The 17,582-nt window shown below is 71.7% G+C and carries 21 protein-coding genes; 6 read left to right on the plus strand and 15 right to left on the minus strand.

Features of this window, described 5'->3' with window-relative positions; all coding sequences use genetic code 11:
• Positions 1 to 2 precede the first annotated feature (2 nt).
• Both ACLQ3B_RS10880 and ACLQ3B_RS10885 read right to left on the minus strand, forming a co-directional pair.
• Entirely contained in the window at positions 3 to 959 is a 957-nt protein-coding gene (locus ACLQ3B_RS10880; protein ID WP_425779606.1) for a zinc-binding dehydrogenase, read from the minus strand.
• A gap of 72 nt (positions 960 to 1,031) precedes the next feature.
• Complete coding sequence (locus tag ACLQ3B_RS10885; protein ID WP_425779891.1) at positions 1,032 to 1,496, minus strand: Lrp/AsnC family transcriptional regulator; 465 nt, start codon at positions 1,494 to 1,496, stop codon at positions 1,032 to 1,034.
• A gap of 59 nt (positions 1,497 to 1,555) precedes the next feature.
• Here ACLQ3B_RS10885 and ddaH point away from each other — a divergent pair, with 59 nt between their 5' ends.
• Positions 1,556 to 2,389, plus strand: a complete 834-nt coding sequence (gene ddaH / locus ACLQ3B_RS10890) for a dimethylargininase (RefSeq protein WP_425779607.1) — start codon at positions 1,556 to 1,558, stop codon at positions 2,387 to 2,389.
• A 67-nt stretch (positions 2,390 to 2,456) separates the two neighbouring features.
• On the opposite strand, the gene ACLQ3B_RS10895 is transcribed toward ddaH, so the two are convergent.
• Positions 2,457 to 3,644: an ABC transporter substrate-binding protein gene (locus ACLQ3B_RS10895; protein ID WP_425779609.1), complete on the minus strand. Its 1,188-nt coding sequence runs from the start codon at positions 3,642 to 3,644 to the stop codon at positions 2,457 to 2,459.
• 80 nt (positions 3,645 to 3,724) lie between these two features.
• Positions 3,725 to 4,522 carry an alpha/beta hydrolase family protein gene (locus ACLQ3B_RS10900; protein WP_425779611.1) on the minus strand — a complete coding sequence of 266 codons (798 nt, stop codon included), beginning with the start codon at positions 4,520 to 4,522 and terminating at the stop codon, positions 3,725 to 3,727.
• Between the two features lie 84 nt (positions 4,523 to 4,606).
• Between ACLQ3B_RS10900 and ACLQ3B_RS10905 the strand changes: the two genes are divergently transcribed.
• Positions 4,607 to 5,209, plus strand: coding sequence for a bacterial proteasome activator family protein (locus tag ACLQ3B_RS10905; RefSeq protein WP_425779613.1), 603 nt, complete (start codon positions 4,607 to 4,609; stop codon positions 5,207 to 5,209).
• 2 nt (positions 5,210 to 5,211) lie between these two features.
• Here the strand turns inward: ACLQ3B_RS10905 and ACLQ3B_RS10910 are convergent, their stop codons facing one another.
• From ACLQ3B_RS10910 to ACLQ3B_RS10920, 3 genes are all read right to left on the minus strand, one after another.
• Positions 5,212 to 6,024 (minus strand): HAD family hydrolase, encoded by an 813-nt coding sequence (locus tag ACLQ3B_RS10910; RefSeq protein WP_425779615.1) that lies wholly within the window; start codon positions 6,022 to 6,024, stop codon positions 5,212 to 5,214.
• Entirely contained in the window at positions 6,024 to 6,845 is an 822-nt protein-coding gene (locus ACLQ3B_RS10915; RefSeq protein WP_425779617.1) for an HAD family hydrolase, read from the minus strand. Before ACLQ3B_RS10915 ends, ACLQ3B_RS10910 begins: the two co-directional genes overlap by 1 nt.
• A 273-nt stretch (positions 6,846 to 7,118) precedes the next feature.
• A complete protein-coding gene (locus tag ACLQ3B_RS10920; RefSeq protein ID WP_425779619.1) occupies positions 7,119 to 7,856 on the minus strand; it encodes a hypothetical protein in 738 nt (245 codons plus the stop codon).
• A 131-nt stretch (positions 7,857 to 7,987) separates the two neighbouring features.
• Here ACLQ3B_RS10920 and ACLQ3B_RS10925 point away from each other — a divergent pair, with 131 nt between their 5' ends.
• From ACLQ3B_RS10925 to ACLQ3B_RS10935, 3 genes are all read left to right on the plus strand, one after another.
• A complete protein-coding gene (locus ACLQ3B_RS10925) occupies positions 7,988 to 8,419 on the plus strand; it encodes an OsmC family protein (protein WP_425779621.1) in 432 nt (143 codons plus the stop codon).
• A gap of 149 nt (positions 8,420 to 8,568) precedes the next feature.
• On the plus strand, positions 8,569 to 8,916 hold the full coding sequence (locus ACLQ3B_RS10930; protein WP_425779893.1) for a metallopeptidase family protein: 348 nt from the start codon (positions 8,569 to 8,571) through the stop codon (positions 8,914 to 8,916).
• 102 nt (positions 8,917 to 9,018) lie between these two features.
• Positions 9,019 to 9,741: an AIM24 family protein gene (locus ACLQ3B_RS10935; RefSeq protein WP_196920294.1), complete on the plus strand. Its 723-nt coding sequence runs from the start codon at positions 9,019 to 9,021 to the stop codon at positions 9,739 to 9,741.
• A gap of 48 nt (positions 9,742 to 9,789) precedes the next feature.
• Here the strand turns inward: ACLQ3B_RS10935 and pheA are convergent, their stop codons facing one another.
• The 5 genes from pheA to ACLQ3B_RS10960 all read right to left on the minus strand — a co-directional run bounded on the left by pheA (position 9,790) and on the right by ACLQ3B_RS10960 (position 13,292).
• On the minus strand, positions 9,790 to 10,743 hold the full coding sequence (gene pheA / locus ACLQ3B_RS10940; protein WP_425779623.1) for a prephenate dehydratase: 954 nt from the start codon (positions 10,741 to 10,743) through the stop codon (positions 9,790 to 9,792).
• A 10-nt stretch (positions 10,744 to 10,753) separates the two neighbouring features.
• Positions 10,754 to 11,257: a hypothetical protein gene (locus ACLQ3B_RS10945; protein ID WP_425779625.1), complete on the minus strand. Its 504-nt coding sequence runs from the start codon at positions 11,255 to 11,257 to the stop codon at positions 10,754 to 10,756.
• Positions 11,258 to 11,464: 207 nt separating this feature from the next.
• Complete coding sequence (locus tag ACLQ3B_RS10950) at positions 11,465 to 11,854, minus strand: ACT domain-containing protein (protein WP_425779627.1); 390 nt, start codon at positions 11,852 to 11,854, stop codon at positions 11,465 to 11,467.
• 75 nt (positions 11,855 to 11,929) lie between these two features.
• Complete coding sequence (locus ACLQ3B_RS10955; protein WP_387175126.1) at positions 11,930 to 12,388, minus strand: hypothetical protein; 459 nt, start codon at positions 12,386 to 12,388, stop codon at positions 11,930 to 11,932.
• Positions 12,389 to 12,554: 166 nt separating this feature from the next.
• Positions 12,555 to 13,292, minus strand: coding sequence for a hypothetical protein (locus tag ACLQ3B_RS10960; RefSeq protein WP_425779629.1), 738 nt, complete (start codon positions 13,290 to 13,292; stop codon positions 12,555 to 12,557).
• 163 nt (positions 13,293 to 13,455) lie between these two features.
• Between ACLQ3B_RS10960 and ACLQ3B_RS10965 the strand changes: the two genes are divergently transcribed.
• Complete coding sequence (locus ACLQ3B_RS10965; protein ID WP_425779631.1) at positions 13,456 to 14,673, plus strand: arginine deiminase; 1,218 nt, start codon at positions 13,456 to 13,458, stop codon at positions 14,671 to 14,673.
• 14 nt (positions 14,674 to 14,687) lie between these two features.
• On the opposite strand, the gene ACLQ3B_RS10970 is transcribed toward ACLQ3B_RS10965, so the two are convergent.
• The 3 genes from ACLQ3B_RS10970 to ACLQ3B_RS10980 form a co-directional block, all read right to left on the minus strand.
• Positions 14,688 to 15,575: a DUF5926 family protein gene (locus tag ACLQ3B_RS10970; protein ID WP_425779633.1), complete on the minus strand. Its 888-nt coding sequence runs from the start codon at positions 15,573 to 15,575 to the stop codon at positions 14,688 to 14,690.
• 59 nt (positions 15,576 to 15,634) lie between these two features.
• Entirely contained in the window at positions 15,635 to 16,054 is a 420-nt protein-coding gene (locus ACLQ3B_RS10975; protein ID WP_425779635.1) for an ATP-binding protein, read from the minus strand.
• Between the two features lie 73 nt (positions 16,055 to 16,127).
• Positions 16,128 to 17,582: a PAS domain-containing sensor histidine kinase gene (locus tag ACLQ3B_RS10980; protein ID WP_425779636.1), complete on the minus strand. Its 1,455-nt coding sequence runs from the start codon at positions 17,580 to 17,582 to the stop codon at positions 16,128 to 16,130.

Here is a 17,582-nt window from a genome sequence, read left to right on the forward strand (position 1 = left end):
GGTCAGCCCACGTCCAGCAGGGTCTTGCCGACCGTCGCGCGCGCCTCGATGGCGGCGTGCGCGTCGGCGGCGCGTTCCAGCGGGAACCGCTGGCCGATGAGCGGTCGCAGGCGGCCGGCCGCCGCGTCCGTCAGGGCCTGTTCGGTGTACGCCCGCAGCCGCGCGGGTGGCACGTCCGGCCGGACCAGGGTGACCTGCCGTGCGGTGGCGGCCTCCGCCGACACCGGGGACCACTCCCCGCTCGCCAACCCGAAGCTGACCATTCGGCCGCCCGGCGAGAGCAGGTCGAAGGCGGTCCGGGCCGTCGAACCGCCGACCCCGTCGAGCACCACGTCGACCCCGCCCACCGCAGCGCGGACCTGCTCGGCCCACTCGGGCAGCAGGTAGTCGACGGCCAATTCGGCGCCCAGGCCGGGTAGCAGGTCCACCTTGCGTCGCCCACCGGCCGCGCCGATCACCCGGGCTCCGGCCCGGACCGCGAGCTGCACAAGCAGGCTGCCGACTCCGCCGGCCGCGGCTTCCACAAGCACCCGGTCACCCGGGCGGACGCCGACCGCCTCGATCAGCATGGTGGCGGTCCGGCCGTCGGCCAGCAGCGCCACCGCCTCGTCCAGTGCCAACCCGGCCGGCACCGCGATCGGCGCTGACGCGTCCACGGCCGCGCGTTCGGCGTAACCGCCGGAACCTCCGGTGGCGCTGACCACCCGTTGCCCGGTCAGCGCCGGGTCGACATCCGACCCGACCGCGGTGATGACCCCGCCGACGCCGTTGCCGGGGATCAGCGGTGGGGTGAGGCGGAACGGGCCGGGATGACCGGCGCGCAGTTGCGTCTCGACGAATGTGATGTTGGCGTGCGCGACGTCGATCAACACCTGGCCGGGGCCGGGCACCGGGTCGGGCGCGGGGCCGGGCACCAGCACCTCGGGCCCGCCGAACTCACGTAACCAAATCGCCCGCATGACAATCTCCCCGCCCTCGATGGGTTGCCCCGCCCACTCGGGGTCAGTCCATCTCCTCAACCCGGGTTGAGGTCAAGAGGCGCCGGGGGACGGGCCGACGCCTGGCGATTCGACAAGCCGGGAAAGCACGATGGTGCTGCGGGTGGAGGTCACGAAGGACTCGGCACGCAACCGCTCCAGCGCTGCCTCCAGATGGGCGATGTCGGCGGCGCGCAGGTGCACGAGGGCGTCCGCCTCCCCGGAGACGGTGTAGGCGCCGACCACCTCGGGGTGTCGGCGGGCGGCCACGCCGATCTGCGCCGGGGTGGTCCGGCCGGCGCAGAACAGCTCGACGAAGGCCTCCGTCGTCCAGCCGACGGCGGCCGGATCAACGACTGCCGTGAATCCCCTGATCACGCCGGCGGATCGCAGCCGGTCGACCCGACGCTTGACCGCTGGGGCGGAGAGTGACACCCGAGCGCCGATGTCGGCGTAGGACGCGCGGGCGTCCGCGACGAGTAACGCAATGATCCGCTGGTCTACCGCGTCTATCTGCAACGATCCGCCTCTGGGAAGCAACACTTGTGGCTGTTTTCAAAGTTCTACGGTACCTACTCTTGGTGACCGTGAACCAGCAGCGTTTCCCGCGAAAGCGGACATATCTCATGTGCTCACCTGAGTACTTCACAGTCGAGTACGCGATCAACCCGTGGATGGACGTGACCACCCCGGTCGACCGCGACCTGGCCGTCAAGCAGTGGGACCGGCTGCGCGAGACGCTTGTCGGCCTCGGTCACGACGTGCACCTGCTCACCCCCGAGCAGGGCCTGCCCGACATGGTCTACGCGGCCAACGGCGGCTTCGTGGTGGACGGCAGCGTCTACGGCGCCCGGTTCAAGCACGAGCAGCGGGCCGCCGAAGCCGCCGCCCACCACGCCTTCTACGAGGCGCAGGGCTGGCGGTTCATCGCACCCGGCGAGACCAACGAGGGTGAGGGCGACTTCGCGTACGTGCCGGAGGCGCACGGTGGGCTGATCCTGGCCGGGCACGGCTTCCGCACCGAGATCCCGGCGCACGCGGAGGCGCAGGAGGCGCTGGGTCGCCCGGTGGTGTCGCTGCGGCTGATCGACCCCCGCTTCTACCACCTGGACGTGGCGCTCGCGGCCATCGACGACGCGAACATCGCCTACTTCCCGGGCGCGTTCTCGGCGGCCAGCCAGCGGGTGCTCACCCAACTCTTCCCGGACGCGGTGATCGCCGACGACGAGGACGCCTTGGCGTTCGGGCTCAACCTGGTCAGCGACGGCGCGAACGTGGTGCTCAACAGCGAGGCCACCCGCCTGGCCGGCAAGCTCAAGGCGGCCGGGTACACCCCGGTCCCCGTCGAGCTGGCCGAGTTGAAGAAGGGCGGCGGCAGTGTGAAGTGCTGCATCGCCGAGCTGCGGCACTGACCCGCGAACGTCTCGGGGCCGGCCTCCCACTGGGAGACCGGCCCCGAATCGTGCTTCGGGTGGACGGTCAGCCCAGCGTGGCCAGCTCGTTGATCAGCACGTTCGACATGACCTGACCGTCGCGCTGCACCTCGCGCAGGTACCACTTCTGCTGCGGGGTACGCGGCTGGTTGAACTGCCAGATGCCGCGCGGGCTGTCGATCTGGCCGATCTTGCCCAGGGCCAGGTTGACCTGCTGCGGCGTGGGCTTCCCGCCGGTCAGCTGGATGGCCTGGTCGAGCACCTGCGCCGCGTCGTACGAAGCCATCGCGTACGTGGTGGGGGTGACCTGGTACTTCTTGCGGTACGCCGAGGCGAAGACCCGGTTCGACGTGTTGTTCAGGTCGGCCGAGTAGTTCAGCGCGGTCTGGATGCCCAGCGCGTTGTCCTTCAGGTTCTCCAGCACGGTGCCCTCGGTGAGGAAGCCCGGTGCGTAGATCGGCCCGGCGAACTTCTCGCGCAGCTGCTTGATGAACTCCACAGCGGCCGCCCCGGCGAAGAAGCAGAAGACCGCCGTGGGCTTCTTGGCCAGCGCCCTGGTGATGTCCGAGGAGTACGTCGTCTTGCCGGGGTTGGAGGTGGCGCTGGTGTAGGTCACCGGGTCGCCGATCCGCGGGTCCTTCGTGCCGAAGTCCTCCCGGAAGCCGCGGACCACGTCCGGGCTGCCGACGTTCTCCGGCATGATGATCGCGACGCGGCCGTTCGCCGGCAGTTGGTCGCGCAGGTAGCGGCCGAGCGCCCTGCCGGCCTCGTCGAGCACGTACGAGGTCCGCCAGATGTAGAAGACGCTCTGCAGGCTGCTCGGTGAGGCGTTGGAGCCGATCAGCGGGACCCGGGCCTGCTCCACGGTGTCCCGGATGCCGACCATCACCGCCGAGTTGACCACGCCGGTGAGCGCCAACACGCCCTGCTTGAGCAGGCCCTCGACGGCGGCCTTGCCCGTCTTCGCGGTGTCGCCCTCGTCGGCGGTCAGCAGCTCCACCGGGTGGCCGCCCAGCCGCTGGTCGTGCAGGTCGAGGAAGAGTTGGAAGCCGTTTGTGATGTCGTCGCCGATGCTCTTGAAACCACCGGCCTGCGGCGTGATCAACCCGATTTTGACCGGGCCCCGGTCGGCGGTCGGTTCGGCATCACCGTCTGAGCCACACCCGGCGACGAACCCGGTGGTACCGAGCGCGGCCAACAGTTGGAGCGCCCGCCTGCGATTCATCTGCGACACCGAGTTCCTTCCAAGGAGCGTTACAGGGCCGAACACCGCCCCTCCGGCGTTCTACCTGGTCCGCGACGCTGCGTCAATGGCTAGTGATCATCGTGCAGGGACCGCAACACGGCAAGGACCTGGGGCCACGCGACGGACTCCGGGTCGATCAGCCCGAAATGCTCACATCCAGGCAGTTCGACAAGGGAAATATCGGAACCTGCGGCACGTGCCTCCGTGACGAAAACCCTGCTCATGTCCGCCGGAACCTGATGATCGTCCGAGCCGTGCACAACTACTGTCCGTGTCCGTATCGGTACCAACATCCGTGGATCCGCGGCCGCGTACCGGTCCGGGACCTGCGCCGGGCCGCCGCCGAGCAGCGCGGCGACCGCGCCCGAGTCCAGATCTCGCCGGTACGCCTCGCCCAGGTCGGCCACCGGGGCCAGGGCGAGCACCCCGCGCACCGTCGCCGGGGCGGTGGCCGCCGCGTACAGCGCCAGGTGGCCGCCGGCGGAGTGCCCGACCAGGATCGGCGCGTCCGGGCTCACCCGGCCGGGTAGGGCCTCGGCCGCCAGCACCGGCAGCTCGGCCACCCCGGTCAGTACGTCGGTCAGGGTGCCCGGCCAGCCGCCTCCCGGCTGCCCCGTCCGGCGGTACTCCAGTTGTGCCACCGGATAGCCGGCAGTGGCGAGGGCTGCGGCCAGCGGGCCGGTGTGCCGCCGGTCGTACTCGGCCCGCCAGAAACCGCCGTGCAGCACGACGACCAGCGGCCGTGCCTGCCCCGTCCCCGCCGGGAGACGCAGATCGGCCACCTGATCCGGGTGATCCCCGTACGCCACGGTCCGGTCGGGCTCCGGTGCGGGCCGGGTCAACACGGCGCGGGGGTCGACAGACATGGCGCGACGGTAGCTCGCCCCGCCCGGGTGGTTCGGCCCCGGGAGTCGGTCCCGGGCGGCATGGCTCGCGCCCGCTGGGTAAAGATGGACCCCATGACCGAAGCGCGCTCAGCTGGACAGAACGACGAGCCCGACCCCGACGAGCCCGGCCACTCCGGCACCGTTGTCGTGGTCGGCCCGGACGGCCGGCCGATCGGCACCATGCAGACCGACGAGGGCCAGGGCGAGGACCCGACCCGCCTGGTCGAACAGCCGGCCAAGGTGATGCGGATCGGCAGCATGATCAAGCAGTTGCTGGAGGAGGTGAAGGCCGCACCTCTCGACGACGCCAGCCGCAACCGGATGCGGGAGATCCACGAGCGGTCGATCGTCGAGCTCAAGGAGGGCCTCGCCCCCGAGCTGCGCGACGAGCTGGAGCGCATCTCGCTGCCCTTCGCCGAGGACAAGGCCCCCAGCGAGGGCGAGCTGCGGATCGCCCACGCCCAGCTCGTCGGCTGGCTGGAGGGCCTGTTCCACGGCATCCAGGCGGCCCTGGTGGCCCAGCAGATGGCCGCCCGGGTGCAGCTGGAGCAGATGCGCGGCGGCCGGCAGGCGCTGCCCAGCGGCCCCGGCGGGGTCGTCCCCGGAATGCCCGGCATCGGCCAGCCGGGCGGCGGCGAGGGCCACAACACCGGCCAGTACCTCTGACCTCAGTCCACCCCGAAGATCTTCTCCAGGTACGCCGCCACGCCGTCCTCGGTGTTCGCCGTCGTCACGTCGTCGGCGACCGCCAGGACGGCGCGGTGCGCGTTGGCCACCGCCACGCCACGCCCGGCCCAGGTCAGCATCGGCACGTCGTTGGGCATGTCGCCGAAGGCCACCACGTCTTCCGCGGCCACCCCGAGCTGGTCGCAGTACCATGCCAGACCCGCCGCCTTGGTCACCCCGGCCGCGGAGATCTCCACCAGCCCGGAGGACGACGAGTGCGTCGCCTCGGCCAACCCCGCCACCGCCGTGGCGATCAGCTCGGCGAAGGCGTCCGGGTCCTGTTCGCCGGCTCGGGCGAGCAGCTTCACCGCCGGCACCGAGAGCAGCTCCTCCGGCGTCTCGATCGCCCTGATGCCGTCGGGGTCGACGTCCCAGCGCAGCGGGTAGTGCGCCTCGTGCCGCATCTCCCGGCTGTCCAGGATCTCCACGGCGAAACTGATCCCGGGCACCTCGGCCCGTAGCCGCCGGGCCACCTCGGCCAGGTGCTGCGGCGCGAGCGGGTCAGCTCGTACCACCTCGTCCTCGAACGGGTCGTAGACCACGGCGCCGTTCGCGCAGACCGCCGGCAGCGGCTGGGCGAGCTGGTCGTACACCATCTTCAGCCAGCGGACCGGACGGCCGGTGACCAGGACGACCGGCGTGCCTCGCGCGGAGATCCGCGCGAGCAGGTCGGCGGTGCGGGGGCTGACGCTGTGGTCGTCGCGGATCAGCGTGCCGTCGATGTCGGTGGCGATGAGGCGGGGCGTGTCTCCCATTACCGGGACAGTAGCCGGTCGAGATACACCGCCACCCCGTCGTCGTCGTTGCGCAAGGTCACCTCGTCGGCGACGGCCCGCAGGGCGGGGTGGGCGTTGGCCACGGCCACCCGCGACCAGCCGGCCCACTCGAACATCGGCAGATCGTTGGGCATGTCACCGAAGACCAGCACGTCGGCCGGGTCGACCCCGAGGGCCTGCGCCACAACGGTCAGCCCGGCCGCCTTGTCCACGCCGGGCGGGCAGATCTCGATGAAGCCGAGCCCGGCCTGGGTGAGTGTGGCGACCTGCGGCGAGATGATCCGGCGGGCCACCGCCAGCAGTTCGTCCACGTGGTGGTCGGCGGTCCGGGCAAAGGCCTTGATCACGTCGCAGGCGAGGCACTCGTCGCGAGTGCGCGCCTCGAAGCGGTCCTGGTAGGGCCAGCTCTCGTGGTAGTCGCCCCACAGCGGGGCGTCGCTCTCGTCGGACGCCTCGACCATCACGGTCAGCGGGCCGACCTCCGCCTCCAGGTCGGCGAGGAGCCGGGCCAGCACCTCGGCGGGCAGCCGCTCGTCGCGGAGCACCACCGGGCCGCTCGGGTCGCTCTGGTCGACCACCCAGCCACCGCCGGCCATCACCAGGAAGTCGGCGGCGCGGATGTCGTTGCGGGTCAACTCGGTCAAGCGGGGGCCGCGTCCGGTCGCGCCGACCACCGGAATCCCGGCGGCGCGCACCCGGTCGAGCACCCCATGGGTGTACGCGGAGACGGTGTCGTCGCTGCGGACCAGCGTTCCGTCGAGGTCGGTCGCGATCAACTTGGGCAGTCCCGGGCGGGTCATGGTTCCTCCTTCGCCCGCCGCCGTCGCACCTGCCCTGGCCAAGGAAACCGAGGCCCGGTATGACGGCGGGCAGCAACCGTACCTCGCGAAACGGGCCCCAACCATGGCTTCCAGGCGAATCGGACGCCAACCCCGAGCACCCGTGAGATGTCCCCGCGTGCGGCCCCACCGCCCCACCCTCCCCGCGATCTTGCACCTTCGGTTGCCGTTCTGCGTGGTATGTGCCCTATCGGGACAGCAACTGCAAGATCGGCGCAGTGGGGGTGGGGTGGGTTAGGGCTGGGGGTCGGGGCGGGCGAAGGGGGCGGCGGGGGTGACGGTCAGGTCGGCTGGGGCCGGCAGGCCGTCCTCGATCGGGTCGCGGTCCCGGCGGCGACGCCAGGGTCGGGGTGCTGGCGCGTCGGCGGGCCGGTCATCGTCTGGTGATCCGAACGCGCCGGCGGGTGCGGCGGGCGCCAGCCGCAGGGCGACCGCGAACAGCACACAGGCCGCGAACGCCATCACCAGCCCACGGCCGTACTCGGCCCGGAAGCCGTTCTCGGACGAGTAGAGGAAGTTTCGCTGCCCGGGGTCGTTGAGGGTGGCCGCGGCGGCGACCAGCAACGCCAGCAGGGCGCCGGCCAGGGTGAGACCGGCCAGCCGGGCGTTGGGCCGTACGGCAGCCGTGCCGCGCAACGCCAGCGCCACGGTGCAGACCAGGGCGAGGAGCCCGATCAGGTAGCCGACCCCGAAGCCGCCGACCTCGGACACCCCGGCGGGCACCTCGATCGTCGTGTTCCCCTCGGGCCCGCCGTTGGGCAGGCTCAACACCAGCCACTCACCAATGAGTGAGGCGATCGCCGCCACCGCGCCCAGCCCGGCGAGCAGCAGGGGCAACCGAGGATCCTGCGCGAAGTCGGCCAGGGACCAACTGAACCGGCGTCGCGGAGCCGGGTCGACGGCACCCCACTCGATCACCGCCGGGGCCTCGGATCGGTCGCCCTGCCGCGGGATTGGAAGCTCCTCGGACATCAGCCACCCTTCCGCCGGTCACGGACCTGCGTCGCATCATGGCACAGCAAGCTGGCGGTGACAGGGATCGCAGGGCCGGTGAGCGCGCCGGTCTGTCGCTCGGCGGGCGCCTTTCCGCTAGCGTTTGTCTCATGCCAATCCGTACCGCTTCAGCACAGTGGCAGGGCAATCTCACCGAGGGCGCGGGCACCATCCGCACCGGTAAGGGCGGCCTGTCCGGCAACTACTCCTTCAAGTCGCGCTTCGAGGAGGGTGAGGGCACCAATCCCGAGGAGCTCATCGCCGCCGCGCACGCCGGCTGCTTCTCGATGGCGTTCTCGAAGGCGCTTGCCGACGCGGGCTCGACGGCCACCTCGGTCGAGACCACCGCCAAGGTGCACCTCGACAAGACCGACGCCGGCATGAGCGTTACCCGGATCGACCTGGAGACCGTCGGCCAGGTCCCGGGGATCGACGACGCGGAGTTCCAGAAGCTCGCCGAGGCCGCCAAGGCCAACTGCCCGATCTCCCGCCTGCTCTCGCCGGGTGCCGAGATCACCCTCAGCGCCCGCCTGGCCGCCTGAGCGAGTCGACCCACACCGCACGTCCACGGAAGGAGCCTCCGCCCGGTCCAGGGTGGTCGCTTCTTCCGTGCATGTGCGGGCTGACGGCCACGGTCATTCAGCAGGACGGGCCGCGTGCCCCCGCTTCGGGCACAATGGGCGAGGTGCCGGTGGAGATGAGCCGTGAGCGCTTCGAGGAGCTGGTCGGCGAGGCCCTCGACGACGTGCCCGAAGAACTGCTCGGCCTGATGAACAACGTGGTGATCCTGGTCGAGGACGACCCGCCACCGGGAGAGGTCGACCTGCTCGGCCTCTACGAGGGGCATGCGCTGACCCAGCGCGGTTGGGACTACTCCGGGGTGCTGCCCGACCGAATCTTCATCTACCGCCATCCGATCCTGCGGATCTGCGACAACGACGAGGACGTCATCGACGAGGTGGCGGTGACAGTGGTGCACGAGATCGCGCACCACTTCGGCATCGACGACGCGCGGTTGCACGCCCTCGGTTGGGGCTGAACCCGCCGCCCGTCCGACCGTGCCGCCCGGCCGATGGCCGGTGCTTGCCGTGGTCGCCTACCGTCGGTGCAGCGAACGCGACCCTATTCAGGAGGCCCTTTCATGCGCAGCGAGCTGTTCTCCGCGGAGAATCTGGAGAAGGAGTCCGCGCAGCCCGGCATGCGGTTGCAGAACTCCAAGATGTTGAAGATCGAGCTCAACGGCGAGGCGATGGCCCGGGTCGGGTCGATGGTTGCCTACCAGGGGAATGTGCAGTTCCAGGCGCTGGGCTCAGGCGGGCTCGGCAAGTTCCTCAAGCAGAAGCTCACCGGCGAGGGCGTCCCGCTGATGAAGGTCTCCGGCCAGGGCGACGTCTTCCTCGCCGAGTTGGCCAAGGACGTGCACATCATCGACCTGGAGCCGGGCGACGCCCTCTCCATCAACGGCAGCAGCGTGCTCGCCTTCGACTCCACCCTCCAGTACGACATCAGGATGGTCGGCGGCGCCGGGATGGCGTCCTCGTCCGGCCTCTTCAACTGTGTGTTCAGCGGCTACGGGCGCATCGCCATCACCACCAAGGGCACCCCGGTCGTGCTCAACGTGGACGCACCGACGTACGTCGACCCGCAGGCCGCGGTCTGCTGGTCGGCCAACCTCCAGACCGGCTACCACCGCGCCGAGCAGCTCGGCCTCGGCACGCTGCTGGGCCGTCGCACCGGTGAGTCGTTCACCATGAGCTTCGCCGGTCAGGGCTTCGTGGTGGTGCAGCCGTCCGAGGAGCCGCCGGTCCTGGGCAGCGGCCAGCAGCAGCAGGAGGGCGGTTTGCTCGGCGGTCTGCTGAGCTGACCGCAGCGGCGCGGGCGCTCCTGATCTTCGGGGGGCGCCCCGCCCCGGTCAGGTCAACTCACCGGTCCGCAGTCGGGCCAACCAGGCCGCCGCGTCGGCATAGTCGACGTCGGAGAGGCCCGCCGGCGCGGGGACCGGGCGTTCGCCCACCTCGGCCCACCGGTGCCGGGGATAGGAGCCCAGGAAGCGGACGTCGGCACAGACCCGGCGCAGCCCCTGCAGCGCCTCGCCGAGGCGTACGTCGACCACGTGGCCGGTGCAGTCCAGGAAGAAGACGTAGCGGCCCAGCGCCTCGCCGGTCGGACGAGACTCGATCCGGGTCAGGTTGACCCCCCGGACGGCCAACTCCATCAGCACGGACAGCAGCGCGCCGACCCGGTCGTGAGCGATGTAGACCGCGAGCGAGGTGAGGTCGTCACCGGTCGGCGGCGGTGGCGGCCCGGGCCGGGACACCAGCGCGAACCGGGTCACCGCGTCCGGGTGGTCGGCGATCTTGTCGGCGAGTGTGGTGAGTCGGTGCCGGGCGGCGCCGATCGGTGCACAGATCGCCGCGTCGTACTCGCCCGCGCCGGCACCGGCTGCGGCCGCGCCGTTGGAGAGCACGTCGACCACCACGGCGTCGGGCAGGTGGTCGCGCAGCCAGCCCCGGCACTGGGTGGACGCCTGCGGGTGGGCCGCCACGGCGCGGATCGACGTCAGCGAGGTGCCGGGCCGCGCGGCGAGCACGAACTCCACCGACAGGATCACCTCCCGGGTGATCACCAACGGCTCGCCCTCGGCCATCTCGTCCAGCGTGACGCCCACCGCGCCGCCGATCGAGTTTTCCAGTGGCACCAGCGCGGCGTCGGCGTCGCCGGCGCGGACGCTGTCCAGCGCCTCTCCGACGCTGCGCGCGGGCGTACGGGTGCCGCGCTCGGCGGCGGGCACGGAGCGCAGGGCCTGCTCGGCGAAGGTGCCCTCCGGCCCGAGGTAGACGAAACGTGTCGGCGGTGTTCCCGGCATGCTGATCAGCCTACGCACCCGGCCCGTTGGCCGGGCCGGCGTCACAGGCGAGGGCGCGGATCCCGGCCGGGCTGGTGGCGCGTACCTCGATGGTGCAGACGTCCGTACCTGCGGTGACCAGCACCGGGGCGCTGGGCTCGCCCCGGGTGACCACCTGGAGTTCCTCGTGCCCGGTCACCGTCAGCACGGTGAACTGCCAGTCGCCGGCGCAGAGCGGCCCGGTGCGGACCTTGACCCGGACGTTCGCCGGCAGCACTCCGGCCCGGCCGCGCAACAGTTGCAGCACCCGCTGCCCGGTCGGCCCGTTGCGGCAGGCCGTCGCGACCAACCCGGCGTCGGGGGTGGGCGTGACCGTACCGAGAGACGGTGTGGTGGCCGGCGGGGTCGCCGGTGCGGTGCTCGGGCCGGTCGTCGTCGGGGTCGCGGTGTGGGTGGGGACGCCGGTCGGCTCTCCGAGCCCGGGTGGGGCGCCGCAGCCGGCCAGCACGGCGACGCCGAGCGCCGCGACGGCCATCGGCAGGACTCGGGCGAGGGTACGCGCAGGAACGCGGTCGGCTGGCCGGCCAGGAGTCGCCGATGGGGTGTGAACCGTCGTCCGCGCTGAGGGGGACGCGGGGTGGGGTGGGGTGAACGGCACGGGCCGATCCTCGGGACATCGGAGAATTCGTCGCGGCCGGGGTGGCCGTGCCCATCGTAGGGCGAGCGGCCGATCGGGTGAAGGTCAGCCGGTGACGCGGTGCCCGGCGCGCTGGAGCGCGGCCCTGCCCTCGGTCAGTCGGACGGTCGGCACCAGCAGATAGTCGGTGTCGAACGTGGAGAACGTGACGGCGCTGACCCGTGCCTCGGCGAGCGGGTCGACGAGCGCGGCCAGGCTGCCGGTGCCGGCCAGCGCCACCGGGGCGGTGACCCGTAGACAGCGCCAGGTCGTCTCCACCACGGCCTGCGCCGGTGCCCGGTCGGCCGGGCAGATCACGGAGATCCCGTCGGAGGTCCAGCTCACCGTCACCACGTCCGCGCCGCTCAGCCCGCTCGACAGCGCGTACGGCAGGGTCGTGCCGGCGGCCAACCGACACACTGCGTATTCCCCCGGCAGCAGATCGATATCGAGCATGAGGGCACCCTACGGCCTTCGTACCGGCCGACGCCGGCAACGCCGCGTGCGGCGAAGGACACACTCCGCCGCAGGTCAGACCTCGGAAAAGAAGGTGAGTGAGCCAGCGACGGTGCCGTCGGTGAGCACCGGGGTGGAGATCGCGTCGACTGTCGCGTCGGAGCTGTTCGCCGAGGCGGCCTGCACCCGGAGTAGCCCACGGGCGAGTCGGCCGGAGGAGAGCGCCAGCAGGGGCGGGATCTTGTCGATCTCGGCTTCGGTCAGCTCGCCCCGGTTGGCGGTGAAGTCGAGCAGACGTAGCCCGCCGTCGAGCAGCGGTCGGCCGATCAGCCCGTCCGGTTCACCGAGACAGAGCAGCTCGCAGCCGGCCGTGGAGATCGCCACCACCCGGGTGTCGGCGTCGATCAGCAGACACGGCTCATCGGCCCGGGAGACTGTCGACGACCATTGGCCGACATTGTCGGACTCCGGCTCTGTCGACGCCCGCGCCGCCGGCACGAACGCTTCCGAGAGCGAAAGTTCGACGTGGGCCACCGCGCCTCCTATGTGCACCGATCGACTGTCCACGCTAGCGGGTCGCCGACGAATCACCGAGCGCACCGGGTCACCGGGGCGCGGCGTTGACCGCAGCGACCGGTGACGGCGCGGAGACCGGTGAGGTGAACGGGGGGACCGGAGTCGCGTGGCGTCGCCGGTGACGTTACCGGCGGTGGGCCGGCTTGTCAGCGGCCGTTCGGCCCTCGTCGTACCACCGGTAGTCGGCAGTTGGACGGTACGTGCCGTTCAGCCAGGTGGCGGGGTGCTGTGCGACTCGGGAAAGCTTCTCGGCGGTGGCGGGGCTGATCCGGCTGCCACCGGCCACGAGCAGCCGGTCCAGTTCCCGGTGGGTGGCCATCAGGCAGTCCTTCGGAAGGCCGTAGACGCTGATCACGCCGGAGCCGACGAAGGTCAGCACCGGCGTCACCGGAACCGGCAGCCCCACCGCTTCGGAGAGCGCCTTGCTGGCCCGCTTGGCGTCCCGGCGGGACTCGGCCACGTACGGGGGACGCTTGCCGTTGATCTGCACCACGTCTCCGGCGACGAGCACCCTGGCCCGGCCGTGGTCGGCGATGGTCACGGCGAAGAGACCGCTCGGCCCGATGGCGAGGAACCCGGCCCGGTCGTCCTGAGCGCGGTCGAGGACGTCTGTCACGTCGGTGCGCGGCCACTCGATCACGTGCCAGGCGGGCCCGAGATGATCGAGTTGGCCCAACGCCCGTGCCCCGGCCGCCTCCAGGCGGCGTGCGCCCCGCTCGGCCCGACGGCGGCGGGCCCATTCGAGCGGTGTCGGACGGACTGGCTCGAGAACCCCCGGCGCCTCGACGCGGGGGTGTGGCACCGCGACGGGCGGCAGTGCCCGAGCGGACGGTGCGGCTCGTCGTGCGGGAAAGACAGTCATCGCGACCTCCGGCAAAAGGTCCCTCGAAGTTATGTCCTCACTACCCTACGTTGCCACTACCGGTGTTCGGCAAGCCGGAGCGCCGGAGTGACTGTGGATGAATGCCATATTCATCCACAGTTCTTTTCTCGGATGCCGCTAAACCCTGCCCTACGCTGCGGGAGTGACCCACTACGTCGACAGTGAAGTCGGACGGCTCGGCACGGTACTACTGCACCGGCCCGGCCCCGAACTGGCCCGGCTCACCCCACGCAACAACGACTCGCTCCTGTTCGACGCGATCCCGTGGGTGGGGCGCGCCCAGGAGGAGCACGACGCGTTCGCCGCCGCCCTTCGCGAGCGCGGCGTGGAGGTGCTCTACCTCGCCACCCTGCTGGCCGAGACGCTTGCCGTCGCGGACGCCCGGGCCGAACTCACCGAGCAGGTGCTGCGCTCCCGACGGCTCGGCGACACCCTGCGCTCCCGCGTCGCCGACCACCTCGCCTACCTGGACCCGGCCGCCCTGGCCGACGTGCTCACCGCCGGGCTGGCCCACGAGGAGCTGCGGATCAGCTCGGAGCGACCGGGCGGACTGGTCTACACGATGATGGACCGACACGACTTCGTCATCGATCCGCTGCCCAACCTGCTGTTCACCCGCGACTCGTCGTTGTGGATCGGCGACCGGGTCGGCGTCACCAGCCTGGCCATGCCGGCCCGCCGCCGCGAGACCACCCTGACCGACGCCATCTACCGCCACCACCCCCGGTTCGCCGGCACCGAGTTCGTCTACCGCCCCGGCCTGGAGCACCTGGAGGGCGGGGACGTGCTGCTGCTCGCACCCGGGGTGCTGGCGGTCGGGGTGGGCGAGCGGACGACCCCGGCCGGCGCCGAACGTCTCAGCCGGCAGGTCTTCGCCGCCGGCCTGGCCCACACCATCCTGGTGGTGCCGATCGCCCAGAAGCGCGCCACCATGCACCTCGACACCGTGTGCACGATGGTCGACGTGGACGCCGTGCTGATGTATCCCAACATCGCGAGCGCGCTGTCCGCGTACACGGTGATCGCCGGGGCGGACGGCGAGGACCCGCGGGTGGACGGGCCGGCACCGTTCCTACGGGCCGCCGCGGACGCGATGGACCTCGACCTGCTCCGGGTCATCGACACCGGGCTGGATCCGGTCACCGCGGAACGCGAGCAGTGGGATGACGGCAACAATACCCTCGCGCTGGCTCCCCGGCTCTGCGTCGGCTACGAGCGCAACACCGAGACCAACGCCCAACTGGAGCGGGCCGGCATCGATGTGATCCCGATCGCCGGCTCCGAGTTGGGCTCCGGCCGCGGCGGACCGCGCTGCATGTCCTGCCCGATCAGCCGCGACCCGCTACCCGTCGCCGGCTGAACCGGGCGACGGGCTCAGCGCAGGGTGAGCTGGCGGCCGAGCAGCCCATGACGGGCTCGACGGCCGGCGGCGTCGAGTGGGTCGGTGACGGTGAGCGCCTCCGCGTACCGCTTGGCGAACTGCGTCACCGGCTCCTCCCACTCCGCCGCCGGGGTCTCCTCCGGCAGGTCCCAGACCGGCACGAGTCGACCGTGCGCGCGGAACATGCCGGCGAACTTGGTCTGCTCGCCGAGGGTCAGCGTGCCGGCCGCGCCGAGGCGGGCCAGCGCGTCGAGCGCGGCGTCCTCGTCGTCCGGCAGCACCCAGCGCACGTGGGCCTTCTCCGGAACCTGACACCAGTACGCGGCCTTCGCCGCGGTCAACCGGACCGTCGGGTAGATGGCCGCGTTCGCCCGCTCCAGCGACGCCTGGACGGTCGGATCGTCGGCGGCCCCGGGGTCGAGCCAGAAGTCGAAACCGTCGTGCATGGTGATGTCCAGTGGACCGTCCACGAGGATGTCCTGCAGACGAGGGCCGGGGCCGGGCAGTGGCGGCACGGCCACCTGGCCGCCCGGCTCGGTGCGCAGCGCGCTGAGCAACGCGTCGGCCAGATCCCGGGAGACGTCGCCGGACTGCTGGTGGCGCTGGAGACCGATGAGCACCCGGCCGTCCGGCTTGGTGATCGCCGGGGCGGCCATCGGCAGCACCGTGGCGAGCGTCGCCTCCCGGTCACCGAACTCCTCGACCAGGGCGGGCGCCAGCCGCAGCGGGGCGGAGGCGGCGGGCACCAACTCACGCAGCGCGATCCACTCGGACTCGTCGACCAGCCCGTCGAACGGACGCGGCACGAAGACGTCCCGCACCTTCTCGCGACGAGGGGCGGTGTCGGTGGCGCTGCGTTGGCTCTTTCGACGCTTACTCACGGCGTCACAGCCTAGAGCCCCGGGCGGCTCGCCGTGGCCGGGACCCGCCCGAGCCACACTCAGCCCGCCGGCACCAGGTCGGGTCGGGGTGCCGGCACCGGGTCGAACTCCGCCCAGACGCGCTGGCCCATGCCGTCCTGTTCGACACCCCAGCGGCTGGCCAGGCCGGCCACGATGTGCAGCCCGCGCCCGTCCGCCGCGTCCGGGCTGGCCGTCCGCAGCCGTGGCCCGGCGCCCGGGCCGCCGCCGTCGGTGACCCGCAACTGGATTCGTGCGCCCTCGGCCGACGGCCGCAGCTGCCAGGCAACCCGGATCACGCCGCCGGGCAGAGGTCTGGCGTGCCGCACCGCGTTGCCCACCAGCTCCGCGAGCACCGCGATCAGGTCCGCGAGGAGCGTCGGGGGTACGACGTCCGCCAGCTCGGCGGCGAGCCGGTGTCGGGCCAGCCGTGCCCCGCCCGGGTGGTGGGGAACCACCACGCACCAGGATCGATCCCTCGCTGCTGCCGTCGCTGCCGCTGCCACCGTCGCCTCCACGTCGCGCCACCCCTGGTCAACCGCGTGGTAGCCGCACCTCTGCGACCGTACCGCCGCCGGTCCTCGGACGTAGGGATACCCATCCATTCTGTTGTTCAACGATCCTGCGGACGAGATAGAGGCCGAGCCCGGCCCCCGGGTAACCGCGACGGTCGCCCGACTCGCCCTGCCAGAACCTGTCGAACGCCCGTTCCACGTGCTCGGGTCGGATGCCGATGCCCTGGTCGCTGACCCGGAACGCCACAAGTCGACCGTCGCCGGAAGCAGTGATCTCGATGGGAGAGTCAGGTGCCGAGTACTTGCCGGCGTTTGTCGTCAACTCGGTAAGCACGGTGGCCAGGCTGGGCCGGTGACCGAGCGCCTTGGGCAGATCGCCCGGGAGGCGGAGCACCAGCCGGCGGCGCAACTCGGCCGGCAGGTCCACGACGGCGGAGCGCAGCGCCTCGCCGAGGTCGAACGGGGTGGGAGGGTCGTCGCCCGGCCCCGCCTCGGCCGCCGAGCTGAGAAGACGATCGACCAGTCGGGCCAGCTCGTTGGCGCGTTGCCCGATCACCCGAGCCGCCTGCCGTCGGTCGACCTCGGTCAGCGACTCCCAGTGGTCGGTGAGGGTGTCCGCGTACCCCTTGATGACGGTGACCGGGGTGCGCAGCTCGTGGCTGGTCACCGCGACGAACAGTTCCCGGTCGTGGTCGCGGCGCTGCTGGTCGGTGATGTCGCGGAAGGTGACGACCCGCAACGTGCCCGGGCCGGGCAGGTCGCCGGAGGTGATCCGCAGCCAGCGGCCGTCCGGCATCCGGTGGTCCCGAACCTGCCCGGAGGGCGGCAGCGGGAACGGCAGCGGGTGGTTCAGCGCCTGCTCGACCGTCCGGCCGGTGACCTGGGCGGCGGCCGGGTTCCAGAGCCGGACGTGGCCGTCCCGGTCGACGACGGCGAGCCCGTCGGCGAGGGCCGCCACCACCGGGCCGTCGCCGTGCACCGGCAGGCCACTCTGGTCGCCGTACATGTGCCCGACGCAGGAGGCGAGGTAGGCGACCACCCCCTGCTGCTCGGTGCCCGGCTCGTCATCGCCCGGATAGAGCGCGTGCAGGCTGCCGACTGTGTGACCGCCGATCTCGGCCCGGGAGACCACCATTCGGCGCAGGCCGCTGCCGGCAAGTTCGCCGGCGAGCTTGCCGTTGAGGTCACCCACCCGCACCTGGCTCACCCGTGGCCCGGAGAGCAGGCGGACGGTGTCCGGGTCGTCGACCGCCAGCGGTCGACCGAGGGCCCACTCCGCCGCGCCGGTCGCGGCGATCACGCGACCGCCGGTCGGGCCGAACTCGACGAACGCCATCCCGGCCGCGCCGAGCGCCGGCTGGGCCACCCGGAGCAGTTGGGTGAGGACCGGCAGGCCCGCGTCCCCAGAGTTGATCATCTCGATCACGACGGTGTGGCCGGCGAGGAGAGCGGGAAAATCGATACGCTCCGGCAT

This window comes from Micromonospora sp. DT53 (assembly GCF_049841535.1).
Lineage (GTDB): Bacteria > Actinomycetota > Actinomycetes > Mycobacteriales > Micromonosporaceae > Micromonospora.

Bases quoted from the DNA above. Each gene is read 5' to 3' on its own strand.
- ACLQ3B_RS10880 (WP_425779606.1), bottom strand. From the start codon at position 959: ATGCGGGCGATTTGGTTACGTGAGTTCGGCGGGCCCGAGGTGCTGGTG.
- ACLQ3B_RS10900 (WP_425779611.1), bottom strand. From the start codon at position 4,522: ATGTCTGTCGACCCCCGCGCCGTGTTGACCCGGCCCGCACCGGAGCCC.
- ACLQ3B_RS10905 (WP_425779613.1), top strand. From the start codon at position 4,607: ATGGACCCCATGACCGAAGCGCGCTCAGCTGGACAGAACGACGAGCCC.
- ACLQ3B_RS10910 (WP_425779615.1), bottom strand. From the start codon at position 6,024: ATGGGAGACACGCCCCGCCTCATCGCCACCGACATCGACGGCACGCTG.
- ACLQ3B_RS10915 (WP_425779617.1), bottom strand. From the start codon at position 6,845: ATGACCCGCCCGGGACTGCCCAAGTTGATCGCGACCGACCTCGACGGA.
- ACLQ3B_RS10920 (WP_425779619.1), bottom strand. From the start codon at position 7,856: ATGTCCGAGGAGCTTCCAATCCCGCGGCAGGGCGACCGATCCGAGGCC.
- ACLQ3B_RS10925 (WP_425779621.1), top strand. From the start codon at position 7,988: ATGCCAATCCGTACCGCTTCAGCACAGTGGCAGGGCAATCTCACCGAG.
- ACLQ3B_RS10935 (WP_196920294.1), top strand. From the start codon at position 9,019: ATGCGCAGCGAGCTGTTCTCCGCGGAGAATCTGGAGAAGGAGTCCGCG.
- pheA (WP_425779623.1), bottom strand. From the start codon at position 10,743: ATGCCGGGAACACCGCCGACACGTTTCGTCTACCTCGGGCCGGAGGGC.
- ACLQ3B_RS10945 (WP_425779625.1), bottom strand. From the start codon at position 11,257: ATGGCCGTCGCGGCGCTCGGCGTCGCCGTGCTGGCCGGCTGCGGCGCC.
- ACLQ3B_RS10950 (WP_425779627.1), bottom strand. From the start codon at position 11,854: ATGCTCGATATCGATCTGCTGCCGGGGGAATACGCAGTGTGTCGGTTG.
- ACLQ3B_RS10960 (WP_425779629.1), bottom strand. From the start codon at position 13,292: ATGACTGTCTTTCCCGCACGACGAGCCGCACCGTCCGCTCGGGCACTG.
- ACLQ3B_RS10980 (WP_425779636.1), bottom strand. From the start codon at position 17,582: ATGCCGGAGCGTATCGATTTTCCCGCTCTCCTCGCCGGCCACACCGTC.